This is a genomic window from Streptomyces sp. NPDC051133 (assembly GCF_040682635.1).
GTDB lineage: Bacteria > Actinomycetota > Actinomycetes > Streptomycetales > Streptomycetaceae > Streptomyces.
The window spans coordinates 1-17,271 of sequence record NZ_JBFBBK010000075.1 but is presented as its reverse complement, the minus strand read 5'-3'; the positions used below and the strand labels follow the sequence as shown (position 1 = coordinate 17,271).

The window sequence follows — 17,271 nt, the reverse complement described above, 5'->3', positions numbered from 1 at the left end:
GGCACGTCCACAAAGCGGGGAGCACCGCACCGTCGCGGTGGCGACTTCGCCACTGATGCAGAACTGCTTCAGATCAGACGGATCAGGCAAAGCGAAACGAAGTGCTCTTCCGAACGGACGACGCGCACGGGAAGGCGGCAGCCAGCCAGGAACTGCATCAGTGGCCGGAAGAGCGAGTGGTACTACCAGGTCGACTTCGATCCATGACAGCCCCACCTCCTCCGGCCGGTCCCTCGTAAGGGAGTCTCATCGGCGTCGGGACTCGATAGCGACGCTTCTGCGTGCTGCCCCGAACCACCGGCTCAGCGTAGCAGCCGCCCCATGTGTCAAGGCGCCGCTTTGCCCGCTGCTGACGAGTTCTATGCTCACCGCATGGTTGATGTTCTTCCTCTGGTCGAGGCACGGTTGGCCACCGCGCTGGGCGAGCCGGACGCGCGCGCCGCGGTCACCTTCCTCGGCACGGACCGTATCGAGGTGCTCCGATTCAGCGAGGGGGACATCGTCCGGTACGCCACCCTCGGCATGTCGGCGCACCCCATGACGGACCCCACCGCGATGCTCGCCGACCCGGTCCAGGGACCGCGTGCCGAGCTGCTGCTGTCCGTCCGCGCGGGTGTCGCCGACACCGACAAGGTGCTCAAGCCGCTCGCCGTCCTGGGCGCGTCCCCGCAGGTCGAGGGGCTGGTGGTGGCGCCCGGCGCCTCCCTGGACACCGGTGAGCCGCTGTGGCCCGGCGCGCCCTTCACCTCGGTCCTGGTGGCCGAGCCCGGCGGTCTCGTCGAGGACCTGGAGCTGGACGACCCGATGGACCCCGTACGGTTCCTGCCGCTGCTGCCGATGACGCCGAACGAGGCCGCCTGGAAGCGGGTGCACGGCGCCCAGGCCCTCCAGGAGCGCTGGCTCGCCGGCGGGACGGATCTGCGGGACCCCTCCCGCAGATCCGTGCCGCTGGACTGAGCCGGAGTGAGCAAGCTCACCAAGGGACGTGAGTCGATGGGGCAGTTGGCGAAGGCGCCGACTCCGTCCTCGGCCGCGTGCCGCGGCTGAAGCTCCTCGGCCGTGGGGGTCCCCCGTTCGAGCGAAGTCGAGAGTAGTAGGGAGCGGCGGCCGCAGCGAACCAGCGGACGAAGTTGTATCCCGCGCCGACCACCGGGCGCGGCGCGTCCGACACGCCGAGGGCCGGCTCGGTGTGGACGGTGCTGTTCACGCCGATGAACGCGCCGGACAGGATCGTGCAGACGGTCGCGGTGGTGTGGTCGCCGTAGCCGAGCACCAGCACGTCGACGGCGAGCAGCGCCAGCGAGCCGCCGAGCACCTTCAGCGAGCCGAACCGCGCCTGCATGCGCGGGGCGACGATCACCGAGAAGACGGCGAGCAGGACGCCCCAGGCGAAGAACACGGCGCCCGAGCGGTACGGGGTCATGTTCAGCACGAACGGCGTGAAGGCCGGCACCGTGAAGAGCAGGGACACCTGGCCGGCCGTCGCGTGCAGGCACTGCGCGATGGACGGCAGGATCGGGTCGACCAGGCCGATGCCCATGAAGGCGACGACGGAGGCTCTGTTCCGGCCGGACGGGTGATCGTCCTTGACGCGGGCCGGAAGGGGTAGGACCGTGGAGCCCTATGAGGGGCGAACCCAGTTGCCCGAAGTGTGGTGGCCGGGTCAGGGCTCCCGGTCTCTTCGCCGATTCGTGGCAGTGCGATGTGCACGGGACGGTGTATCCGCTGCAGCCCGTGATCCCGCCCAGCGTCGAGGCCCTCGGTGCGGTGGTGCACCGCACGCATGTCCCCGTGTGGATGCCCTGGCCGCTGCCGGTCGGCTGGCTCTTCACGGGGGTGGCCTACGCGGGTGACGACCGCAGCGGCGGCCGGGCGACCGCCGTCGCCTGCACCGGCCCCGGACCGCTCGGCGGACCGGGCGAGCTGATCCTCGTCGCCGAGGAACTGGGCGTCGGACTCGGCGCCCGGTACGCGGGCATCGACGGCCCGGACCCGGGGTCGTACATGAACGTGGAGAAGCCGCCCCAGGCCAAGGTCCTGGCCGCCGGCCGTCCCACCCCGCTCTGGCACGTCTACCGCACCCCCGACGACCGCGCCGTCTTCGCGGGCGAGGCGCTCGGCATGTGGCTGTGGGCGGTGATGTGGCCCGAGCAGGCCGGGCTGCTCATGTACGACGAACTGGTGCTGACGGATCTGCGGGACGCGGGGGCGGAGTTGGACCTGGTGCCGTTCGGGGCGCTGTCGCCGCGCCTGCTCCGGCCGTGACACCCACCGGGGTCGGGGGTCCGGTGCGCCGGCGGGTGCGGGTCCGCCGTCGGCTGCTCGCGCCGTTCACCGCGCCTCCTCGGCCGGTGCGGTAAAGGGTGCTGTCGGGCTGCGGGTGTGACAGGCGGGCTTCAAAACCCCGCTATCCTTAGGTGTCCCCCTTCCGTCGGTCATCGCCTGGAGTCCGCGTGCGCATCGATCTGCACTGCCACTCCACGGCCTCCGACGGTACGGACACCCCGGCCGAGCTGGTGCAAGGCGCCGCCGCTGCCGGACTGGACGTCGTCGCGCTGACCGATCACGACACCACCCGTGGCCACGCCGAGGCGATCGCCGCGGTGCCCGAGGGGCTCACCCTGGTCACCGGGGCCGAGCTGTCCTGCCGTGTCGACGGAATCTCCATGCACATGCTGGCCTACCTCTTCGACCCCGAGGAGCCGGCCCTGCTCGCCGAGCGTGAGCTGGTGCGGGACGACCGGGTGCCGCGGGCCAAGGGCATGGTCGCCAAGCTGAACACGCTCGGCGTGCCGGTCACCTGGGAGCAGGTCGAGCGGATCGCCGGCGGCGGTTCCGTGGGGCGCCCGCACGTCGCGACCGCGCTGGTCGAACTGGGCGTCGTGCCGACGGTGAGCGACGCGTTCACCGAGGACTGGCTGGCCGACGGCGGCCGGGCCTACGTGGAGAAGCACGAGACCGACCCCTTCGAGGCGATCCGGCTGGTCAAGGGCGCGGGCGGGGTCTGTGTGTTCGCGCACCCGGCCGCCGCCAAGCGCGGCCGCACGGTCCCCGAGTCGGCGATCGCAGAGATGGCCGCCGCCGGCCTCGACGGCCTCGAGGTCGACCACATGGACCACGACACGGACGCCCGGGCCCGGCTGCGGGGCCTCGCGAAGGAACTGGGGCTGCTGGTCACCGGCTCCTCGGACTACCACGGCAGCCGCAAGACCGTGTCGCTCGGCGCGTACACGACCGACCCCGAGGTGTACGGGGAGATCACGCGGCGGGCGACCGGCGCGTTCCCGGTCCCGGGCACCGGCGGAGCCTGAGGCGCGCGGCCCTCAGGGGCCGGCCCCGGACCAGCTCACGCCCGTAGTTCCTCCTCTTCCAGCAAGGCCAGTACTTCCCGCATGTTCGACATCGCCGTCTTCGGCTCCCTGTTCCTGACCCTTTTTGTCATCATGGATCCCCCCGGGATCACCCCGATCTTCCTCGCCCTGACCGCGGGCCGTCCGGCCAAGGTGCAGAAGCGGATGGCCTTCCAGGCCGTCTGCGTGGCGGGCGGGGTCATCGCCACCTTCGGCGTCCTGGGCCACCAGATCCTCGACTACCTGCACGTGTCCGTCCCCGCGCTGATGATCGCGGGCGGCCTGCTGCTCCTGCTGATCGCCCTCGATCTGCTCACCGGCAAGACCGACGAGCCGAAGCAGACCAAGGACGTCAACGTCGCGCTCGTGCCGCTGGGCATGCCGCTGCTCGCCGGGCCCGGTGCGATCGTGTCCGTGATCCTGGCCGTGCAGAAGGCCGGCAGTGTGGCCACGCAGATATCCGTGTGGTCCGCGATCCTCGCGATCCACGTCGTGCTGTGGCTGGTGATGCGCTACTCGCTGCTGATCATCCGGGTCATCAAGGACGGCGGTGTCGTCCTGGTGACGCGGCTCGCGGGCATGATGCTGTCCGCGATCGCCGTGCAGCAGATCATCAACGGGATCACTCAGGTGATCCGGGGGAGCTGAGCGCCGTGTCTCGGCTCCCCCGGAAGGCTTGAGTGGGGAAGTCCCGTTATGAGGCCGTGGTCTCGGCCGGGCGGATCCACAGGCGCTGCCCTATCGCGGCGGCCTGCTGAACGATCCGGTTGACGGAGGCGGCGTCCACGACGGTGCTGTCCACGGTGGTGCCGTCGACCTCGTCGAGTCGCATGATTTCGAAGCGCATGGGCTTCTCCCTTCGTCTGGTCATCCTCCTGCGGAGAACTACTCGGTGCGCCGGATGTGTATCCGGCGTCGTACTGATGGAACGCGTCGCACGTTACAAACATTCCCTACGCTAAAGAAATTTTTCGAACGTCTAACTACTGAGCGGTAAGCCGCCTCCGCGGGACCGACCGGGACCGGTTGTGTTCGCAGCGTGACCACCGGGACAATGGAGGAGATGAACGACGACCTGGCGGCCCTGGGCGCCCACATCGACCGCACGAACGAGCTGCTGGAACGCATGCTCGCCGAGGTGGCGAAGACGCCCTCGACCCACGCGATCTTCGTCGACGCGGGCTACCTGTACGCGGCCGCCGGCCGGCTGATCGCCGGGACCGAGGACCGCCGCGCCTTCGACGTCGACGCCGAGGGCCTGATCGACGCGCTGATCGACAAGGCCCGCACGATCTTCGCGGACAGCCGCCTGCTGCGCGTGTACTGGTACGACGGCGCCCGGCGCCGCATCCACACCGCCGAGCAGCAGTCCATCGCCGAACTCCCCGACGTCAAGGTCCGCCTCGGCAACCTCAACGCCAACAACCAGCAGAAGGGCGTCGATTCGCTGATCCGCGGCGACCTGGAGTCACTGGCCCGGCACCGCGCCATCAGCGACGCGGCCCTGCTCGGCGGCGACGAGGACCTGGTCTCGGCGGTCGAGGCGGCGCAGGGCTACGGCGCCCGCGTCCACCTGTGGGGCATCGAGGCCCCCGAGGGCCGCAACCAGGCCGACCCGCTGCTCTGGGAGGTCGACAGCCAGCGCACCTTCGAGCTGGAGTTCTTCAAGCCGTACGTCTCCCGGCGCACGGCCGCCGCCTACGAGGCCACCGCCGGGACCCGCCCCACCCGCGACGACGTCCGCTTCGTCGGCGCCCAGATCGCCGCGAAGTGGCTGGCGTCCCGGGGCCGCGAGGCCCTGGGCGAACTGCTCCCCGGCCACCCCTACCTGCCCGGCTCCGTCGACCAGGACCTGCTGGTCGAGGCCGAGGGCCTGCTGCAGTACTCCCTGCGCGGCCAGGCCGACCTGCGCCGCGCCCTCCGGGACGGCTTCTGGGACCATCTGCAGGCGCAGTACTAGACCGGCGGGCGCAGCACCGGGGAGGGGTCGGTACCAGTCCCGCTAGGCGACGCCGTCCCAGAAACCGGCGAGGGCGTGGGCCGTGGCGAGCGGGCGGTCGGTGTTGGGGGAGTGCTCCGCGCCGTCGACGACCGTCCGCCGTGCGTGCAGCCGGAGCGCCATGTCGTCCAGCAGGGGCAGCGGCCAGGTGTCGTCCTGCGCGCCGGACAGGACGTGGAACGGCAGCGGTACGGCGGCCAGTTCGGCGACCCGGTCCGGCTCGGTGCACAACTGGCGGCCGGTCGCGAGGAGCTGGGCGGGCTTGGTGCCCAGCCAGCGGCGCCGCAGATCGTCCCGGTCGTCCAGCCCGCCGTCGAGCCGGGCCGTCTCGGTCTCCTCGGGCGTCTCCATCGCCTGGATCGCTTCCCACACCTGCTCCATGCCCATCACCGCGAGCGCGTCCCGCAGCAGCTTCACGCGTTGCTGCTGGGACGGAGAGATCTGGGCCGGGCCCGAGGCCATCAGGGTGAACGACAGGAAGGGGGAGTGGTCGAGCAGGACGGCCGCGCGCGAGATCTGCCCACCGAGCGAGTGCCCCAGAAGATGCACCGGCTGCCCGAGCGCCTCCGCCTGCGCCAGCACGTCCCGGGCCAACTCCTCCTGGGCGTAAGCCGATTCGTCGCCTTCGGGACCGTCCGACTCGAACTGGCCGCGCCCGTCCACGGCCACCGTCCGGTACCCGCGCTCCGCGAGCGGCACATGCAGCGGGTTGAAGTCCTCCTTGCTGCCGGTGAACCCCGGCAGCAGCAGCGCGACACCCCGGGACCGTACGCCGTCGGCCACGGGAGCGTCGACGACGGCGAACGCACCGCGCGCCGTCCGCAGCGGGTACGTACGGGCGCCGGGGGGCGGAACGAAGGTCGCGGGCCTGCTCATGGGGAGAGGCTATCGGGCGTGCGGGTGCGCCGCGCAGGGTGCGGACGGGACGCCGACGGCCCGGTCCACTGCTGTGGACCGGGCCGTCTGTGGCTCACCGTGCCGGCGTCGCCGCCGTTTCCGGCGGGTCGGCTCAGGCCTCCGTGACCGGCTCCGCGGCCTTGCGGGTACGCCGGCGCGGCTTGGCCTCCGGCTCCTCGGTGGCCTGCGCCGGAATCTCCGGAGCGGCCCCCTCGGCGACGGCCTTGCGGGTCCGCCGCGGCCTCGGAGCCCTGGCCGCGGCCTCCTCGACCCCGTCGACCGCGTCCACGGCGGCGGCAGCGGTCTTGCGGGTGCGGCGCGGCTTGGCCACGGTGCCTTCGGCGGTGTCCACCGCGGTCTCGGCAGCGGCTGCCGTCTTGCGCGTGCGGCGCGGCTTCGCCGCGGCCTCGGTCTCCGCCACGGCGGCTTCCGGAGCGGTGGCTGCGGCCTTGCGGGTGCGGCGCGGCTTGGCCTCGGCCTCGGGCGCGGCCTCGACCGCCGGCTCCGCGGCCTTGCGGGTACGGCGGCGCGGCGCGGCCTCGGTGCCTTCGGCGGTGTCGACGGCGGCCTCGGCGGCCGCGGTCGTCTTGCGGGTGCGGCGGGGCTTCGCCGGGGCGGCTTCCTCGGTCGCCTCGGCCACGGCGGCCTCGGTGACCGGCTCGGCGGCCTTGCGGGTGCGGCGGCGCGGCTTGGCCTCCTCGGCCTCGGCGGTGTCCACCGCGGTCTCGGCGGCGGCTGCCGTCTTCCGCGTGCGGCGCGGCTTCGTCACGGCCTCGGTCTCCGCCACGGCGGCTTCCGGAGCGGTGGCTGCCGTCTTCCGCGTGCGGCGCGGCTTCGTCACGGCCTCGGTCTCCGCCACGGCGGCTTCCGGAGCGGTGGCTGCCGTCTTGCGCGTGCGGCGCGGCTTGGCTTCCGCGCCTTCGGCGGTGTCGACGGCGGCCTCGGCAGCGGCTGCGGCCTTGCGGGTGCGGCGGGGCTTCGCCGGTGCGGCTTCCTCGGTCGCCTCGGCCACGGCCACGGCGGCCTCGACGGCCGGCTCGGCGGCCTTGCGGGTGCGGCGGCGCGGCTTGGCCTCCGCGGCCTCGGCGGTGTCCACCGCGGTCTCCGCCTCGACGGCCGGCTCGGCCGTCTTGCGGGTGCGGCGGCGCGGCTTGGCCTCCGCGGCCGGAGCGGCCTCGGGCGCCGGCTCCGCCACCGGGGCGACCACCGCGACGGGCTCGGCCACGGTCACGGCCGGGGACGCCTCCGCCACGGCGGCGTCCTGCGACACCGTCTCCGGCGCCGGGCGCTCCGCGGCCTTGCGGGTGCGGCGGCGACGCGGCTTCTCCGCGGCCGGACCGTCCACCGTGTCCACCGTCTCGACGGCGGCCGCGGTGACCTCGGCGGTCGCGGGCGCCGCAGCGGCCGTCACCTGCTCCGACGGCGTTCCGCCGCGGGTGCGGCGACGGCGGCGCAGGGTGCGGGACGTCGCCTCGGACTCCTCCGCGGCCGGGGTCCCGGCGGCCGGAGCCGTCGTGGCGGCGGAGGCGTCCAGCGGAGCGCCACTACGGGTGCGGCGGCGACGGCGCGGCGTACGGGACGGACGCTCGCGCTCGGCCGGCGCGCCGGCGCCGGACTCGGCACGGCCGCCACGGCCACCACGGTCGCCCCGGCCCCCGCGCCCGCGGGCGCCACGCCCGCCGGTCTCGCCCAGGTCCTCCAGCTCCTCCGCGTCCAGACCCGCGCGGGTCCGCTCCGAGCGCGGCAGTATGCCCTTGGTGCCCTCGGGGATGTCGAGGTCGGAGAACAGGTGCGGGGACGACGAGTACGTCTCCACCGGGTCGTTGAAGTCCAGCTCCAGCGCCTTGTTGATCAGCTGCCAGCGCGGGATGTCGTCCCAGTCGACGAACGTGATCGCCGTACCCTTGGCGCCCGCGCGGCCGGTACGGCCGACCCGGTGCAGGTACGTCTTCTCGTCCTCGGGGGACTGGTAGTTGATGACGTGGGTCACGCCCTCGACGTCGATGCCGCGCGCGGCGACGTCGGTGCAGACGAGGACGTCGACCTTGCCGTTGCGGAACGCGCGCAGCGCCTGCTCGCGGGCGCCCTGGCCGAGGTCGCCGTGGACCGCGCCGGAGGCGAACCCGCGGCGCTCCAGCTGCTCGGCGATGTCGGCCGCCGTGCGCTTGGTCCGGCAGAAGATCATCGCCAGCCCGCGGCCCTCGGCCTGCAGGATGCGGGCGACCATCTCCGGCTTGTCCATGTTGTGCGCGCGGTAGACGAACTGCTTGATGTTCGCGACCGTCACGCCCTCGTCGTCCGGCGCGGTGGCGCGGATGTGCGTGGGCCGGGACATGTAGCGGCGCGCGAGGCCGATGACCGCGCCCGGCATGGTGGCCGAGAACAGCATGGTCTGGCGCTTGGCCGGCAGCATGTCGATGATCTTCTCGACGTCGGGCAGGAAGCCCAGGTCGAGCATCTCGTCGGCCTCGTCGAGGACCAGGCACTTGACGTGCTTCAGGTCCAGCTTCTTCTGGCCCGCGAGGTCGAGCAGGCGGCCCGGGGTGCCGACGATCACGTCGACGCCCTTCTTCAGGGCCTCGACCTGGGGCTCGTAGGCCCGGCCGCCGTAGATCGCCAGCACGCGCACGTTACGGACCTTGCCGGCCGTCAGCAGGTCGTTGGTGACCTGGGTGCACAGCTCGCGGGTGGGGACCACGACGAGCGCCTGCGGGGCGTCGGTGAGGGCTTCGGGGGCGGCGCGTCCGGCCTCCACGTCGGCGGGGACGGTGACGCGCTCCAGGAGCGGGAGGCCGAAGCCCAGCGTCTTGCCGGTGCCGGTCTTGGCCTGGCCGATGACGTCCGTGCCGGAGAGGGCGACGGGGAGTGTCATCTCCTGGATGGGGAACGGGGTGATGATGCCGACGGCCTCCAGGGCCTCGGCGGTCTCGGGAAGGATTCCGAGGTCTCGAAACGTAGTCAGGGTGCTGCCTCTTCTGTGTGCGCGGTGCGAGGCGAGCGCGGGGGTCATGACTGACCGTGCCGGGGGACGTCGGCTGCCGTACGGACGAGCCACTCGGGCAAGCCGTAAGACACGGGACCACTGCCGACGCTCTAGCGCTCGTACCGCTGAGGGGTTCCCTCCGGTCGTCGTACGCACTGTCGCGTACGGCCGGGGAGGGCTGTCGGGTCGGAGCCGATCGGGCCACCGACCGGGCATCCTCATGCGTGCAGCCTGTCGGGACACGTCGAACACCGTCGACGCACTCAGCAGGCGCATTACCACCATACCCCGGATTCGCGCACATGCGATGGCCGATTTGGTCACGTAGTCGTCGTCACAGTGGTCGGCCGGGGGCTTCTGAGGCCCGGTGAGCGGGCTATTGTGCGCCTCATGACTAGCTCTGACAAGGCTGAGAACGCGGCCGCCGAAGCCGCCGAACCGACCGGTGTCGCCGCCCAGGACTGGGCGCGGGCCTCCGCCGACCCGCAGTACCGCGCCGCGGTCGTGGACCTGCTCGGGGCGCTCGCGTACGGGGAGCTGGCGGCGTTCGAGCGGCTCGCGGAGGACGCCAAGCTGGCGCCGACCCTCGCGGACAAGGCCGAGCTGGCGAAGATGGCCTCGGCCGAGTTCCACCACTTCGAGCGGCTGCGGAACCGGCTGACGGAGATCGGTGAGGAGCCGACGGCCGCCATGGACCCGTTCGTCGCGGCCCTGGACGGCTTCCACCGGCAGACCGCGCCCTCGGACTGGCTGGAGGGCCTGGTGAAGGCCTACGTCGGCGACTCGATCGCGAGCGACTTCTACCGGGAGGTCGCGGCCCGTCTCGACTCCGACACGCGCGAGCTGGTCCTCGCGGTGCTCGACGACACCGGGCACGCCGGCTTCGCGGTGGAGAAGGTGCGCGCGGCCATCGACGCCGACCCGCGCGTGGGCGGCCGGCTGGCGCTGTGGGCGCGGCGGTTGATGGGCGAGGCGCTGTCGCAGTCGCAGCGGGTGGTCGCCGACCGGGACGCGCTGTCCACGATGCTCGTGGGCGGGGTGGCCGACGGGTTCGATCTGGCCGAGGTCGGCAGGATGTTCTCGCGGATCACCGAGGCGCACACGAAGCGGATGGCCGCGCTGGGCCTCGCGGCCTGAGTGACGGTCCGCCGCCCCTTCGGGGGCCGGGTGCTACGCCGTCAATGATCGGCGGCGCAGGTGACGTGACGGGCGGAGCAGGAGGGACAGGGATGCCGCCGAGATGACGGCGGCTCCCAGGAGGCTCAGGAGCGTGCTGCCGGGGCCGAGGGCGCTGTGCGTGACGAAGTCGCCGAACAGGGCTCCCGCGACGCCGGTCGAGTACACCAGGGGGCGGGTCGGCAGCCGGTGGGACAGGCGCCGGGTCGCCGCCCAGGCGAGGATCAGACCGAGCACGGCGGATCCGAGCACTTCCAGGATCATGTCGGGGGTCCCTCCCACGGCCGGTCTGGCCCAGCCGGTCTGGCCTTGACGGTCGTAGCCCGTCATACCCGTGACCTGCGGAGCGCAATCCTCCGCTGTGGAGGGGTTGTGCTCCGTCTGTGTGCGGCCCGGCATGCGGAAGGGCCCGGCGGCCAGTGCCGCCGGGCCCTTTCCATGAGCTCCGTCTACAGGGTGCCGAAGCCCACCTTGCGCACGGTCGGCTCGCCGATCTCCACGTACGCCAGACGGTCGGTCGGCACGAGAACCTTGCGGCCCTTCTCGTCCTGGAGGCTCAGCAGCTGGGATTTTCCGGACAGCGCGTCCGACACCAGCCGCTCGACCTCCTCGACGCTCTGACCGCTCTCCAGAACGATCTCGCGGGGCGCGTACTGCACGCCGATCTTGACCTCCACGGCTATGTCCCTCCGACGGTCAGTGATGTGCGCGATCTTTCCGCGCCGTACCCAGCACACATTAGCCCGGTGAGGGGACGTACACGCTGCGGGCCGGAACGCTGTCGGCGAACAGCCGACGGGAACAACCGACGGGAAGAGCCGACGCGAACGGGCGGCCGCGTCAGTGGTGCTCGGTTCCGTGCAGCGGGAAACCGGCGATGCCGCGCCACGCCAGCGAGGTCAGCAGCTGCACCGCCTGGTCGCGCGGGACGCTGCGGTCGCTGTGCAGCCAGGACCGGGCCACCACCTGGGCGAGCCCGCCGAGGCCGGAGGCCAGCAGCATCGACTCCGCGCGCGAGAGGCCGGTGTCCTCGGCGATGACGTCGCAGATCGCCTCGGCGCACTCGATGGTCACCTTGTCGACGCGTTCGCGCACCGCCGGCTCGTTCGTCAGGTCCGACTCGAAGACCAGCCGGAAGGCACCGCCGTCGTCCTCGACGTACGCGAAGTAGGCGTCCATCGTCGCCCGCACGCGCTGCTTGTTGTCGGTCGTCGAGGCCAGCGCGCCGCGCACGGACTGGATCAGCGCCTCGCAGTGCTGGTCCAGCAGGGCGAGGTAGAGGTCGAGCTTGCCGGGGAAGTGCTGGTAGAGCACCGGCTTGCTCACGCCGGCCCGCTCGGCGATGTCGTCCATCGCGGCCGCGTGATAGCCCTGTGCGACGAAAACCTCCTGGGCGGCGCCCAGCAGCTGGTTCCGTCGGGCTCGGCGCGGCAGACGCGTGCCACGCGGGCGTGCTGCCTCAGTTTGCTCGATGGCTGTCACGCCGCCTCCCAAAGTCGTCCACATGCGGTGTCGGCCGCGCGGCCATCGTACTTTTCGGTAACCCTGGTGTGCGCGGTGCGAGCGCAGAATTTCACGTACCGGACGGCGGCGAAAGCCGCAGAGCGGTCCCGGCGCGGCCGGGCGCGGGCCCGGTGCGACCCGAGAAGAGCTGCGAGATCAGCGGTAATCGTCCTCGTCGAGCGAGACCACGCGCGCCTGTTCGACGAGATCGGCCTCGTTCCCGCGGTCCGGATCCACGCCCGTCAGGGGGTCGTCACGGTCCTGCGCGAGGTCCGTGTGCTGTTCGGCAGCGTCCACCTCGGGGGCCTCGACGTCGAGCTCCGGGGCCGCATCGCCCTCCAGATCCTCGATCGCCTCGTCGGGCTCGGTGGGTTCATAGGCCATGGTGGGCTCCCTTCCTACGGACGTCCCTGGAAGCAGCAGGGGCCACACGCGGGTGCCCGGTGCCCTCTGTACGAGCCTAGGAGACACCTGATCCGGACGCCATGCCATCACCCGCGTGCGTTCTTCCTGGGCCGGGTTCACCCATGGCGCACGGTTCACGCACGGTCGCCGCTGTGACGGCGAACACATGAACCTCGGCGTGATCACCTCGTAACATTGCCGCATGTCTTCGACCGAGTCGCCGTCCGTGCCGGCCGCCAGCAGTGCGCTACCGAGGGTGGCGCCCGTCAGGGTCGGAGAGGGCGAGCGGCTCAGGTCCGTGGGCCTGCCCGGAGTCACCCTGGCGGTCCGTTCACGCCGCCCCGCGCGCGAGGGCCTGCCCGCCGCGCTGTACGTCCACGGGCTCGGCGGCTCCTCGCAGAACTGGTCGTCGCTGATGGCCGAGCTGGACGGCGTCGTCGACAGCGAGGCGGTCGACCTGCCGGGCTTCGGCGACTCCCCGCCCCCCGACGACGGGAACTACTCCGTCACCGGGCACGCGCGCGCGGTGATCCGCTGTATCGACGCGTCCGGCCGGGGCCCGGTCCACCTGTTCGGCAACTCGCTCGGCGGCGCGGTCGCCACGCGCGTGGCCGCCGTACGGCCCGACCTCGTCCGCACCCTCACGCTGGTCTCGCCGGCCCTGCCCGAGCTGCGCATCCAGCGCAGCGCGGCACCGACGGCCCTGCTCGGCGTGCCCGGCGTCGCCGCCCTGTTCACCCGCTTCACCAGGCAGTGGACGGCCGAGCAGCGCGTGCGCGGGGTCATGGGGCTCTGTTACGGCGACCCCGGGCGCGTGTCGCCCGAGGCATTCGGACACGCCGTCGAGGAGCTGGAACGGCGCCTGCAGCTGCCGTACTTCTGGGACGCGATGGCCCGCTCCGCGCGCGGGATCGTCAACGCCTACACGCTGGGCGGACAGCACGGGCTGTGGCGCCAGGCCGAGCGGGTGCTCGCGCCGACCCTGCTGATCTACGGCGGCCGTGACCAGCTGGTCGGCTTCCGCATGGCCCGCAGGGCCGCCCGCTCCTTCCGCGACTCGCGTCTGCTGGCCCTGCCCGAGGCCGGGCACGTGGCGATGATGGAGTACCCGGACGTGGTCGCCGGGGCGTTCCGCGAGCTGATGGCGCAGGCGGAGACCGGGACGGAGACCCGGGGGCCGGCCGTGGGCGCCTTCGGGGAGACCGGTGAGGACGACGGCGTGACTGCCACGGGCGTGGGGAGCTGAGGCCGGGGTGGGACGCCACAGTCGCCGGGGGCCGGCCCCCAAGGACGACCCCGCGGACATAGCCGCCCGGCGGGAGGAACAGCGGAGCGCCCGCTCCCGCGACCGACGCCCGGACACGGGGAGTGGACCTCATCCGCCTGAGGGCACTCCCGCGCGCGGTGTGCCGCGTCTCGGGGAGAGCGCGCCCGCTCAGGGCGCCGGCCGCATGCCGGACGGCACGCCCGCGCACGGTGTGCCCCGGGCGCCCGACGGCACGCCCGCTCACGGAGTGCCCCGGTTCCCCGAGGGTGCCGCCAGTCGTGGCGGGCACCCCGAGCAGCGGGAAGCGGGGGGCGGCTGGGGGAGCTTGCCGGGCGCCGGTGCGGGCGGGGTCGTGCTGCCCCGGCAGCGGCAGGGCGGACGCGGTCCCGGGGCCGCCGCGGGGCCCCGGCAGGAGTACCTCGACGCCTTCGACCCGGGGCGGGAAGGCCGAGGGGATCGCGAGGGACACGACGGAGGCGAGGACGTCGACGTCTTCGTTCCCCGCGCGCGCCGGTCCCGGCCCGGCGGTGACGGGCCGGTCACCGCGTCCCCGGCACTCGCCCCCGAGGCGGACGCCGACGACGCGCCGCCCGTCGGCCTGCCCGCGCAGCGCGGCGGCAAGGGACGCGCGTTCGCCGGGATCGCGGCGGCGGCCGTCACCACCGTGCTCGCGGTGGTCGTCGCCGGGCAGGTGACCGAGGGGCACGGCGGAGGCGCCGCACAGGCCGGGTCCGCCACCGGCCAGGCCCGGGACACCCGCGACGGCGGGTCGGTCCCGTCCGCCGCGCCGAGCGTGGCGACGCTGACGTACGAGCAGAAGATGGACCGGACCTACCCGCTCGGAGCCACTCTGAAGGGCCCCGGGAAGTTCGACGCCGTCCCCGGCTTCGACAAGGCGCCCGGCAAGGGACAGAAGTACCGGTACCGCGTCGACATCGAGCAGGGGCTGGGCCTGGACGGCACGCTGTTCGCCGAGGCCGTGCAGAAGACCCTGAACGACGACCGCAGCTGGTCCCACGGCGGCACCCGCACCTTCGAGCGCGTCTCCTCCGGCAAGCCCGACTTCGTCATCACGCTGGCCAGCCCCGGCACGACCGCACAGTGGTGCGCCAAGTCCGGTCTGGACACCACGGAGGACAACGTCTCCTGCGACTCGGCCGCCACCCAGCGCGTGATGATCAATGCGTACCGATGGGCTCAAGGGAGCACGACGTACGGGGACAAGATCCATGCGTACCGGCAGATGTTGATCAACCATGAAGTCGGCCACCGGCTCGGGCACGGGCATGTGACCTGCCAGAAGGACGGCGAGCTGGCGCCGGTCATGCAGCAGCAGACCAAGTTCCTGGACCACGACGGAATCCACTGTCTGCCCAACCCCTGGCCGTATCCCAAGAGTTGACAGGCGCCACTCATGTCACATTGACATGAGCCGCGAGGTCGTTCATATTTCTGCGCATGTGGTCTAGTCATGCCGTCTGCAGCAGCGCCGCCATCGAGCTGGCGCTCATCGGCGTGACCGCTCTCTGCGTGGCCGACATCCACTGTCGCTGACGCCGCCCCTGGCGTTCGCGTCGCGACCCTCTTTTCTCCTCCGTCCGTGACTTCGTCACGGATTTTTCGACGACCCGGCGCCGGGGCCGACGTCTGCTCGCAGACGTCTCACTCCTCGTCCACTTGTCTCACCAGTCGAGAAGCCTTCGAGCAACCCTCGAGAAGTCCTCGACAGTCCCCCCGAGAGGTCGTCATTCCGATGCGTCAACCGTCCGTCATAGCGCGCCGCGTGGCAGCGGCATCCGTAGGCCTGGTCGTGGCAGCGGGCGCCGCCGCCTGCGGCCCGAAGGACAACGATGCCAAGGGCTCCGGCGGCGACACCGCGCCCCACAAGGGCGGCACCCTCACCGTGCTGAACTCCCAGCCGCAGAGCGACTTCGACCCCGCCCGCCTCTACACCTCAGGCGGCGGGAACGTCCCCTCCCTGGTCTTCCGCACCCTCACCACGCGCAACCGCGAGAGCGGCGCGGCCGGCGCGAAGGTCGTCCCGGACCTCGCCACCGACACCGGACGCCCCAACAAGGACGCGACCGTGTGGACGTACACCCTGAAGAAGGGCCTGAAGTACGAGGACGGCACCCCGATCACCTCGGCCGACGTCAAGTACGGCATCGAGCGCTCCTTCGCCCCCGAACTCTCCGGCGGTGCGCCCTACCTGCGGGACTGGCTGGCCGGCGCCGCCGACTACCAGGGGCCGTACAAGGACAAGAAGGGCCTGTCCGCGATCGGGACGCCGGACGCGCGGACCATCGTCTTCCACCTGAACAAGCCCGAGGGCGAGTTCCCGTACCTGGCCACGCAGACGCAGTTCACGCCGGTGCCCAGGAGCAAGGACACCGGCACCAAGTACGAGGAGCACCCGGTCTCGTCCGGCCCCTACAAGGTCGTCAGGAACGAGAACGACGGCGAGCACCTCGTCCTCCAGCGCAACACGAACTGGTCCGCGGCCACCGACGACGAGCGCAAGGCCTACCCGGACACGATCGACGTCCGCTCCGGGCTCGACTCCTCCGTGATCAACCAGCGGCTGTCCGCGTCCCAGGGAGCGGACGCCGCGGCCGTCACCACGGACACCAACCTCGGCCCGGCCGAGCTCGCCAAGGTCAGCGGGGACAAGAACCTGGCCGCGCGGGTGGGCACCGGCCACTTCGGCTACACGAACTACATCGCGTTCAACCCGACCGTGAAGCCGTTCGACGACCCCAAGGTGCGCCAGGCCGTCGCCTACGCCCTCGACCGGTCGTCGGTGGTCAACGCGGCCGGCGGCAGCGCGCTCGCCGAGCCCGCCACCACCTTCCTGCCGAACCAGAAGTCCTTCGGCTACACGCCGTACGACCCGTTCCCGGCGGGCGCGTCCGGCAACCCGGCCAAGGCCAGGGAGCTGCTCGCCCAGGCCGGCTACAAGAACGGGCTCACCGTCACGCTGACCCACTCCAACGCCAAGGACTTCGAGACCAGCCCGGAGATCGCGACCGCCGTCCAGGACGCGCTCAGGAAGGCCGGCATCACGGTCAAGCTGCAGGGCCTGGAGGACAACGACTACCGAGACAAGATCCACGGCGTGAAGACCGAACCCGGCTTCTTCCTCGCCCACTGGGGAGCCGACTGGCCCTCCGGCGGTCCCTTCCTCGCCCCGATCTTCGACGGCCGGCAGATCGTCAAGGACGGCGCGAACTTCAACACGGGCCTGCTCGACGACAAGTCGGTCAATGACGAGATTGACGCGATCAACAAGTTGACCGACCTCGACGCCGCCGCCCGGCGCTGGGGTGCGCTGGACGAGAAGATCGGCGACAAGGCCCTCGTCGTGCCGCTGTTCCACCCGGTCTACAAGCGTCTGTACGGCTCGGACGTCAAGAACATCGTCATCAGCGACTGGACCGGCGTGCTGGACATCTCCCAGGTCGCGGTGAAGTGACGCCGTGAGCGAGGCACTCGTCGCCGTCGAGACGGCCGGGGCGGACACCTCCGCCCCCGCGCGGGCGGGGGGCCGGCAGTTGTGTGGGGGGGGTGGGGGGGCGGGGGTTGGGGGGTTTCCTTTTTTTCTCGGCATTGGTTGGGGGGGCCTTGCGGTGGGGGGGGGTGCGGTTCCGGGGTTTTGGGGGGCCGATGGGCATGGGGCTGGGGCCGCCCGCCC

Annotated in this window: 18 protein-coding genes and 1 pseudogene; 11 read left to right on the top strand and 8 right to left on the bottom strand. The window is 72.1% G+C overall.

What is annotated here, in order from left to right; translation table 11 throughout:
* Window positions 1–372: 372 nt before the first annotated feature.
* On the top strand, window positions 373–957 hold the full coding sequence (locus tag AB0N17_RS41570) for a suppressor of fused domain protein (RefSeq protein WP_366016876.1): 585 nt from the start codon (window positions 373–375) through the stop codon (window positions 955–957).
* 44 nt (window positions 958–1,001) lie between these two features.
* Here the strand turns inward: AB0N17_RS41570 and AB0N17_RS41565 are convergent.
* A pseudogene (locus AB0N17_RS41565) lies at window positions 1,002–1,459 on the bottom strand (MFS transporter); the annotation flags it as partial.
* Here AB0N17_RS41565 and AB0N17_RS41560 point away from each other — a divergent pair.
* The 4 genes from AB0N17_RS41560 to AB0N17_RS41545 all read left to right on the top strand — a co-directional run bounded on the left by AB0N17_RS41560 (window position 1,341) and on the right by AB0N17_RS41545 (window position 3,998).
* Window positions 1,341–1,580 (top strand): hypothetical protein, encoded by a 240-nt coding sequence (locus tag AB0N17_RS41560; RefSeq protein ID WP_366016875.1) that lies wholly within the window; start codon window positions 1,341–1,343, stop codon window positions 1,578–1,580. The pseudogene AB0N17_RS41565 and the gene AB0N17_RS41560 sit on opposite strands and share 119 nt — an antisense overlap.
* Before the next feature lie 43 nt (window positions 1,581–1,623).
* Complete coding sequence (locus tag AB0N17_RS41555; RefSeq protein ID WP_366016874.1) at window positions 1,624–2,265, top strand: DUF6758 family protein; 642 nt, start codon at window positions 1,624–1,626, stop codon at window positions 2,263–2,265.
* Window positions 2,266–2,453: 188 nt separating this feature from the next.
* Window positions 2,454–3,311, top strand: coding sequence for a PHP domain-containing protein (locus AB0N17_RS41550; protein WP_366016873.1), 858 nt, complete (start codon window positions 2,454–2,456; stop codon window positions 3,309–3,311).
* 81 nt (window positions 3,312–3,392) lie between these two features.
* A complete protein-coding gene (locus AB0N17_RS41545; RefSeq protein WP_363216038.1) occupies window positions 3,393–3,998 on the top strand; it encodes a MarC family protein in 606 nt (201 codons plus the stop codon).
* Window positions 3,999–4,044: 46 nt separating this feature from the next.
* Here the strand turns inward: AB0N17_RS41545 and AB0N17_RS41540 are convergent, their stop codons facing one another.
* Window positions 4,045–4,197 (bottom strand): hypothetical protein, encoded by a 153-nt coding sequence (locus AB0N17_RS41540; RefSeq protein ID WP_184968404.1) that lies wholly within the window; start codon window positions 4,195–4,197, stop codon window positions 4,045–4,047.
* Window positions 4,198–4,413: 216 nt separating this feature from the next.
* Between AB0N17_RS41540 and AB0N17_RS41535 the strand changes: the two genes are divergently transcribed.
* Complete coding sequence (locus AB0N17_RS41535) at window positions 4,414–5,310, top strand: NYN domain-containing protein (RefSeq protein ID WP_366016889.1); 897 nt, start codon at window positions 4,414–4,416, stop codon at window positions 5,308–5,310.
* Between the two features lie 42 nt (window positions 5,311–5,352).
* Here the strand turns inward: AB0N17_RS41535 and AB0N17_RS41530 are convergent, their stop codons facing one another.
* The gene (locus AB0N17_RS41530) at window positions 5,353–6,225 is read right to left on the bottom strand and encodes an alpha/beta hydrolase (RefSeq protein ID WP_366016872.1); all 873 of its coding nucleotides are present in this window, start codon (window positions 6,223–6,225) and stop codon (window positions 5,353–5,355) included.
* 133 nt (window positions 6,226–6,358) lie between these two features.
* Window positions 6,359–9,118 carry a DEAD/DEAH box helicase gene (locus tag AB0N17_RS41525; protein WP_366016888.1) on the bottom strand — a complete coding sequence of 920 codons (2,760 nt, stop codon included), beginning with the start codon at window positions 9,116–9,118 and terminating at the stop codon, window positions 6,359–6,361.
* A gap of 492 nt (window positions 9,119–9,610) precedes the next feature.
* On the opposite strand from AB0N17_RS41525, the gene AB0N17_RS41520 reads away from it, so the two are divergent.
* Complete coding sequence (locus tag AB0N17_RS41520) at window positions 9,611–10,366, top strand: ferritin-like fold-containing protein (protein ID WP_366016871.1); 756 nt, start codon at window positions 9,611–9,613, stop codon at window positions 10,364–10,366.
* 33 nt (window positions 10,367–10,399) lie between these two features.
* On the opposite strand, the gene AB0N17_RS41515 is transcribed toward AB0N17_RS41520, so the two are convergent.
* The 4 genes from AB0N17_RS41515 to AB0N17_RS41500 form a co-directional block, all read right to left on the bottom strand.
* Complete coding sequence (locus AB0N17_RS41515; RefSeq protein WP_366016870.1) at window positions 10,400–10,669, bottom strand: hypothetical protein; 270 nt, start codon at window positions 10,667–10,669, stop codon at window positions 10,400–10,402.
* A gap of 185 nt (window positions 10,670–10,854) precedes the next feature.
* Entirely contained in the window at window positions 10,855–11,082 is a 228-nt protein-coding gene (locus tag AB0N17_RS41510) for a DUF3107 domain-containing protein (protein WP_366016869.1), read from the bottom strand.
* A gap of 163 nt (window positions 11,083–11,245) precedes the next feature.
* Window positions 11,246–11,887 (bottom strand): TetR/AcrR family transcriptional regulator, encoded by a 642-nt coding sequence (locus AB0N17_RS41505; RefSeq protein ID WP_366016868.1) that lies wholly within the window; start codon window positions 11,885–11,887, stop codon window positions 11,246–11,248.
* Between the two features lie 177 nt (window positions 11,888–12,064).
* On the bottom strand, window positions 12,065–12,292 hold the full coding sequence (locus AB0N17_RS41500; protein ID WP_366016867.1) for a hypothetical protein: 228 nt from the start codon (window positions 12,290–12,292) through the stop codon (window positions 12,065–12,067).
* Between the two features lie 223 nt (window positions 12,293–12,515).
* Here AB0N17_RS41500 and AB0N17_RS41495 point away from each other — a divergent pair, with 223 nt between their 5' ends.
* The 4 genes from AB0N17_RS41495 to AB0N17_RS41480 all read left to right on the top strand — a co-directional run bounded on the left by AB0N17_RS41495 (window position 12,516) and on the right by AB0N17_RS41480 (window position 17,052).
* The gene (locus AB0N17_RS41495; RefSeq protein ID WP_366016866.1) at window positions 12,516–13,559 is read left to right on the top strand and encodes an alpha/beta hydrolase; all 1,044 of its coding nucleotides are present in this window, start codon (window positions 12,516–12,518) and stop codon (window positions 13,557–13,559) included.
* Between the two features lie 205 nt (window positions 13,560–13,764).
* A complete protein-coding gene (locus tag AB0N17_RS41490; protein ID WP_366016865.1) occupies window positions 13,765–14,982 on the top strand; it encodes a DUF3152 domain-containing protein in 1,218 nt (405 codons plus the stop codon).
* A gap of 56 nt (window positions 14,983–15,038) precedes the next feature.
* Window positions 15,039–15,134, top strand: a complete 96-nt coding sequence (locus AB0N17_RS41485) for an Ms4533A family Cys-rich leader peptide (RefSeq protein ID WP_309550493.1) — start codon at window positions 15,039–15,041, stop codon at window positions 15,132–15,134.
* Window positions 15,135–15,333: 199 nt separating this feature from the next.
* Complete coding sequence (locus AB0N17_RS41480) at window positions 15,334–17,052, top strand: ABC transporter substrate-binding protein (RefSeq protein ID WP_366016864.1); 1,719 nt, start codon at window positions 15,334–15,336, stop codon at window positions 17,050–17,052.
* Window positions 17,053–17,271: the final 219 nt, after the last annotated feature.

What these genes read in the sequence shown, in the direction of transcription:
- AB0N17_RS41570 (WP_366016876.1), top strand. Translation starts at nt 373, where the DNA reads ATGGTTGATGTTCTTCCTCTGGTCGAGGCACGGTTGGCCACCGCGCTG.
- AB0N17_RS41560 (WP_366016875.1), top strand. Translation starts at nt 1,341, where the DNA reads ATGCGCGGGGCGACGATCACCGAGAAGACGGCGAGCAGGACGCCCCAG.
- AB0N17_RS41555 (WP_366016874.1), top strand. Translation starts at nt 1,624, where the DNA reads ATGAGGGGCGAACCCAGTTGCCCGAAGTGTGGTGGCCGGGTCAGGGCT.
- AB0N17_RS41545 (WP_363216038.1), top strand. Translation starts at nt 3,393, where the DNA reads ATGTTCGACATCGCCGTCTTCGGCTCCCTGTTCCTGACCCTTTTTGTC.
- AB0N17_RS41540 (WP_184968404.1), bottom strand. Translation starts at nt 4,197, where the DNA reads ATGCGCTTCGAAATCATGCGACTCGACGAGGTCGACGGCACCACCGTG.
- AB0N17_RS41535 (WP_366016889.1), top strand. Translation starts at nt 4,414, where the DNA reads ATGAACGACGACCTGGCGGCCCTGGGCGCCCACATCGACCGCACGAAC.
- AB0N17_RS41530 (WP_366016872.1), bottom strand. Translation starts at nt 6,225, where the DNA reads ATGAGCAGGCCCGCGACCTTCGTTCCGCCCCCCGGCGCCCGTACGTAC.
- AB0N17_RS41525 (WP_366016888.1), bottom strand. Translation starts at nt 9,118, where the DNA reads ATGACACTCCCCGTCGCCCTCTCCGGCACGGACGTCATCGGCCAGGCC.
- AB0N17_RS41515 (WP_366016870.1), bottom strand. Translation starts at nt 10,669, where the DNA reads ATGATCCTGGAAGTGCTCGGATCCGCCGTGCTCGGTCTGATCCTCGCC.
- AB0N17_RS41500 (WP_366016867.1), bottom strand. Translation starts at nt 12,292, where the DNA reads ATGGCCTATGAACCCACCGAGCCCGACGAGGCGATCGAGGATCTGGAG.
- AB0N17_RS41495 (WP_366016866.1), top strand. Translation starts at nt 12,516, where the DNA reads ATGTCTTCGACCGAGTCGCCGTCCGTGCCGGCCGCCAGCAGTGCGCTA.
- AB0N17_RS41490 (WP_366016865.1), top strand. Translation starts at nt 13,765, where the DNA reads ATGCCGGACGGCACGCCCGCGCACGGTGTGCCCCGGGCGCCCGACGGC.
- AB0N17_RS41485 (WP_309550493.1), top strand. Translation starts at nt 15,039, where the DNA reads ATGTGGTCTAGTCATGCCGTCTGCAGCAGCGCCGCCATCGAGCTGGCG.
- AB0N17_RS41480 (WP_366016864.1), top strand. Translation starts at nt 15,334, where the DNA reads ATGCGTCAACCGTCCGTCATAGCGCGCCGCGTGGCAGCGGCATCCGTA.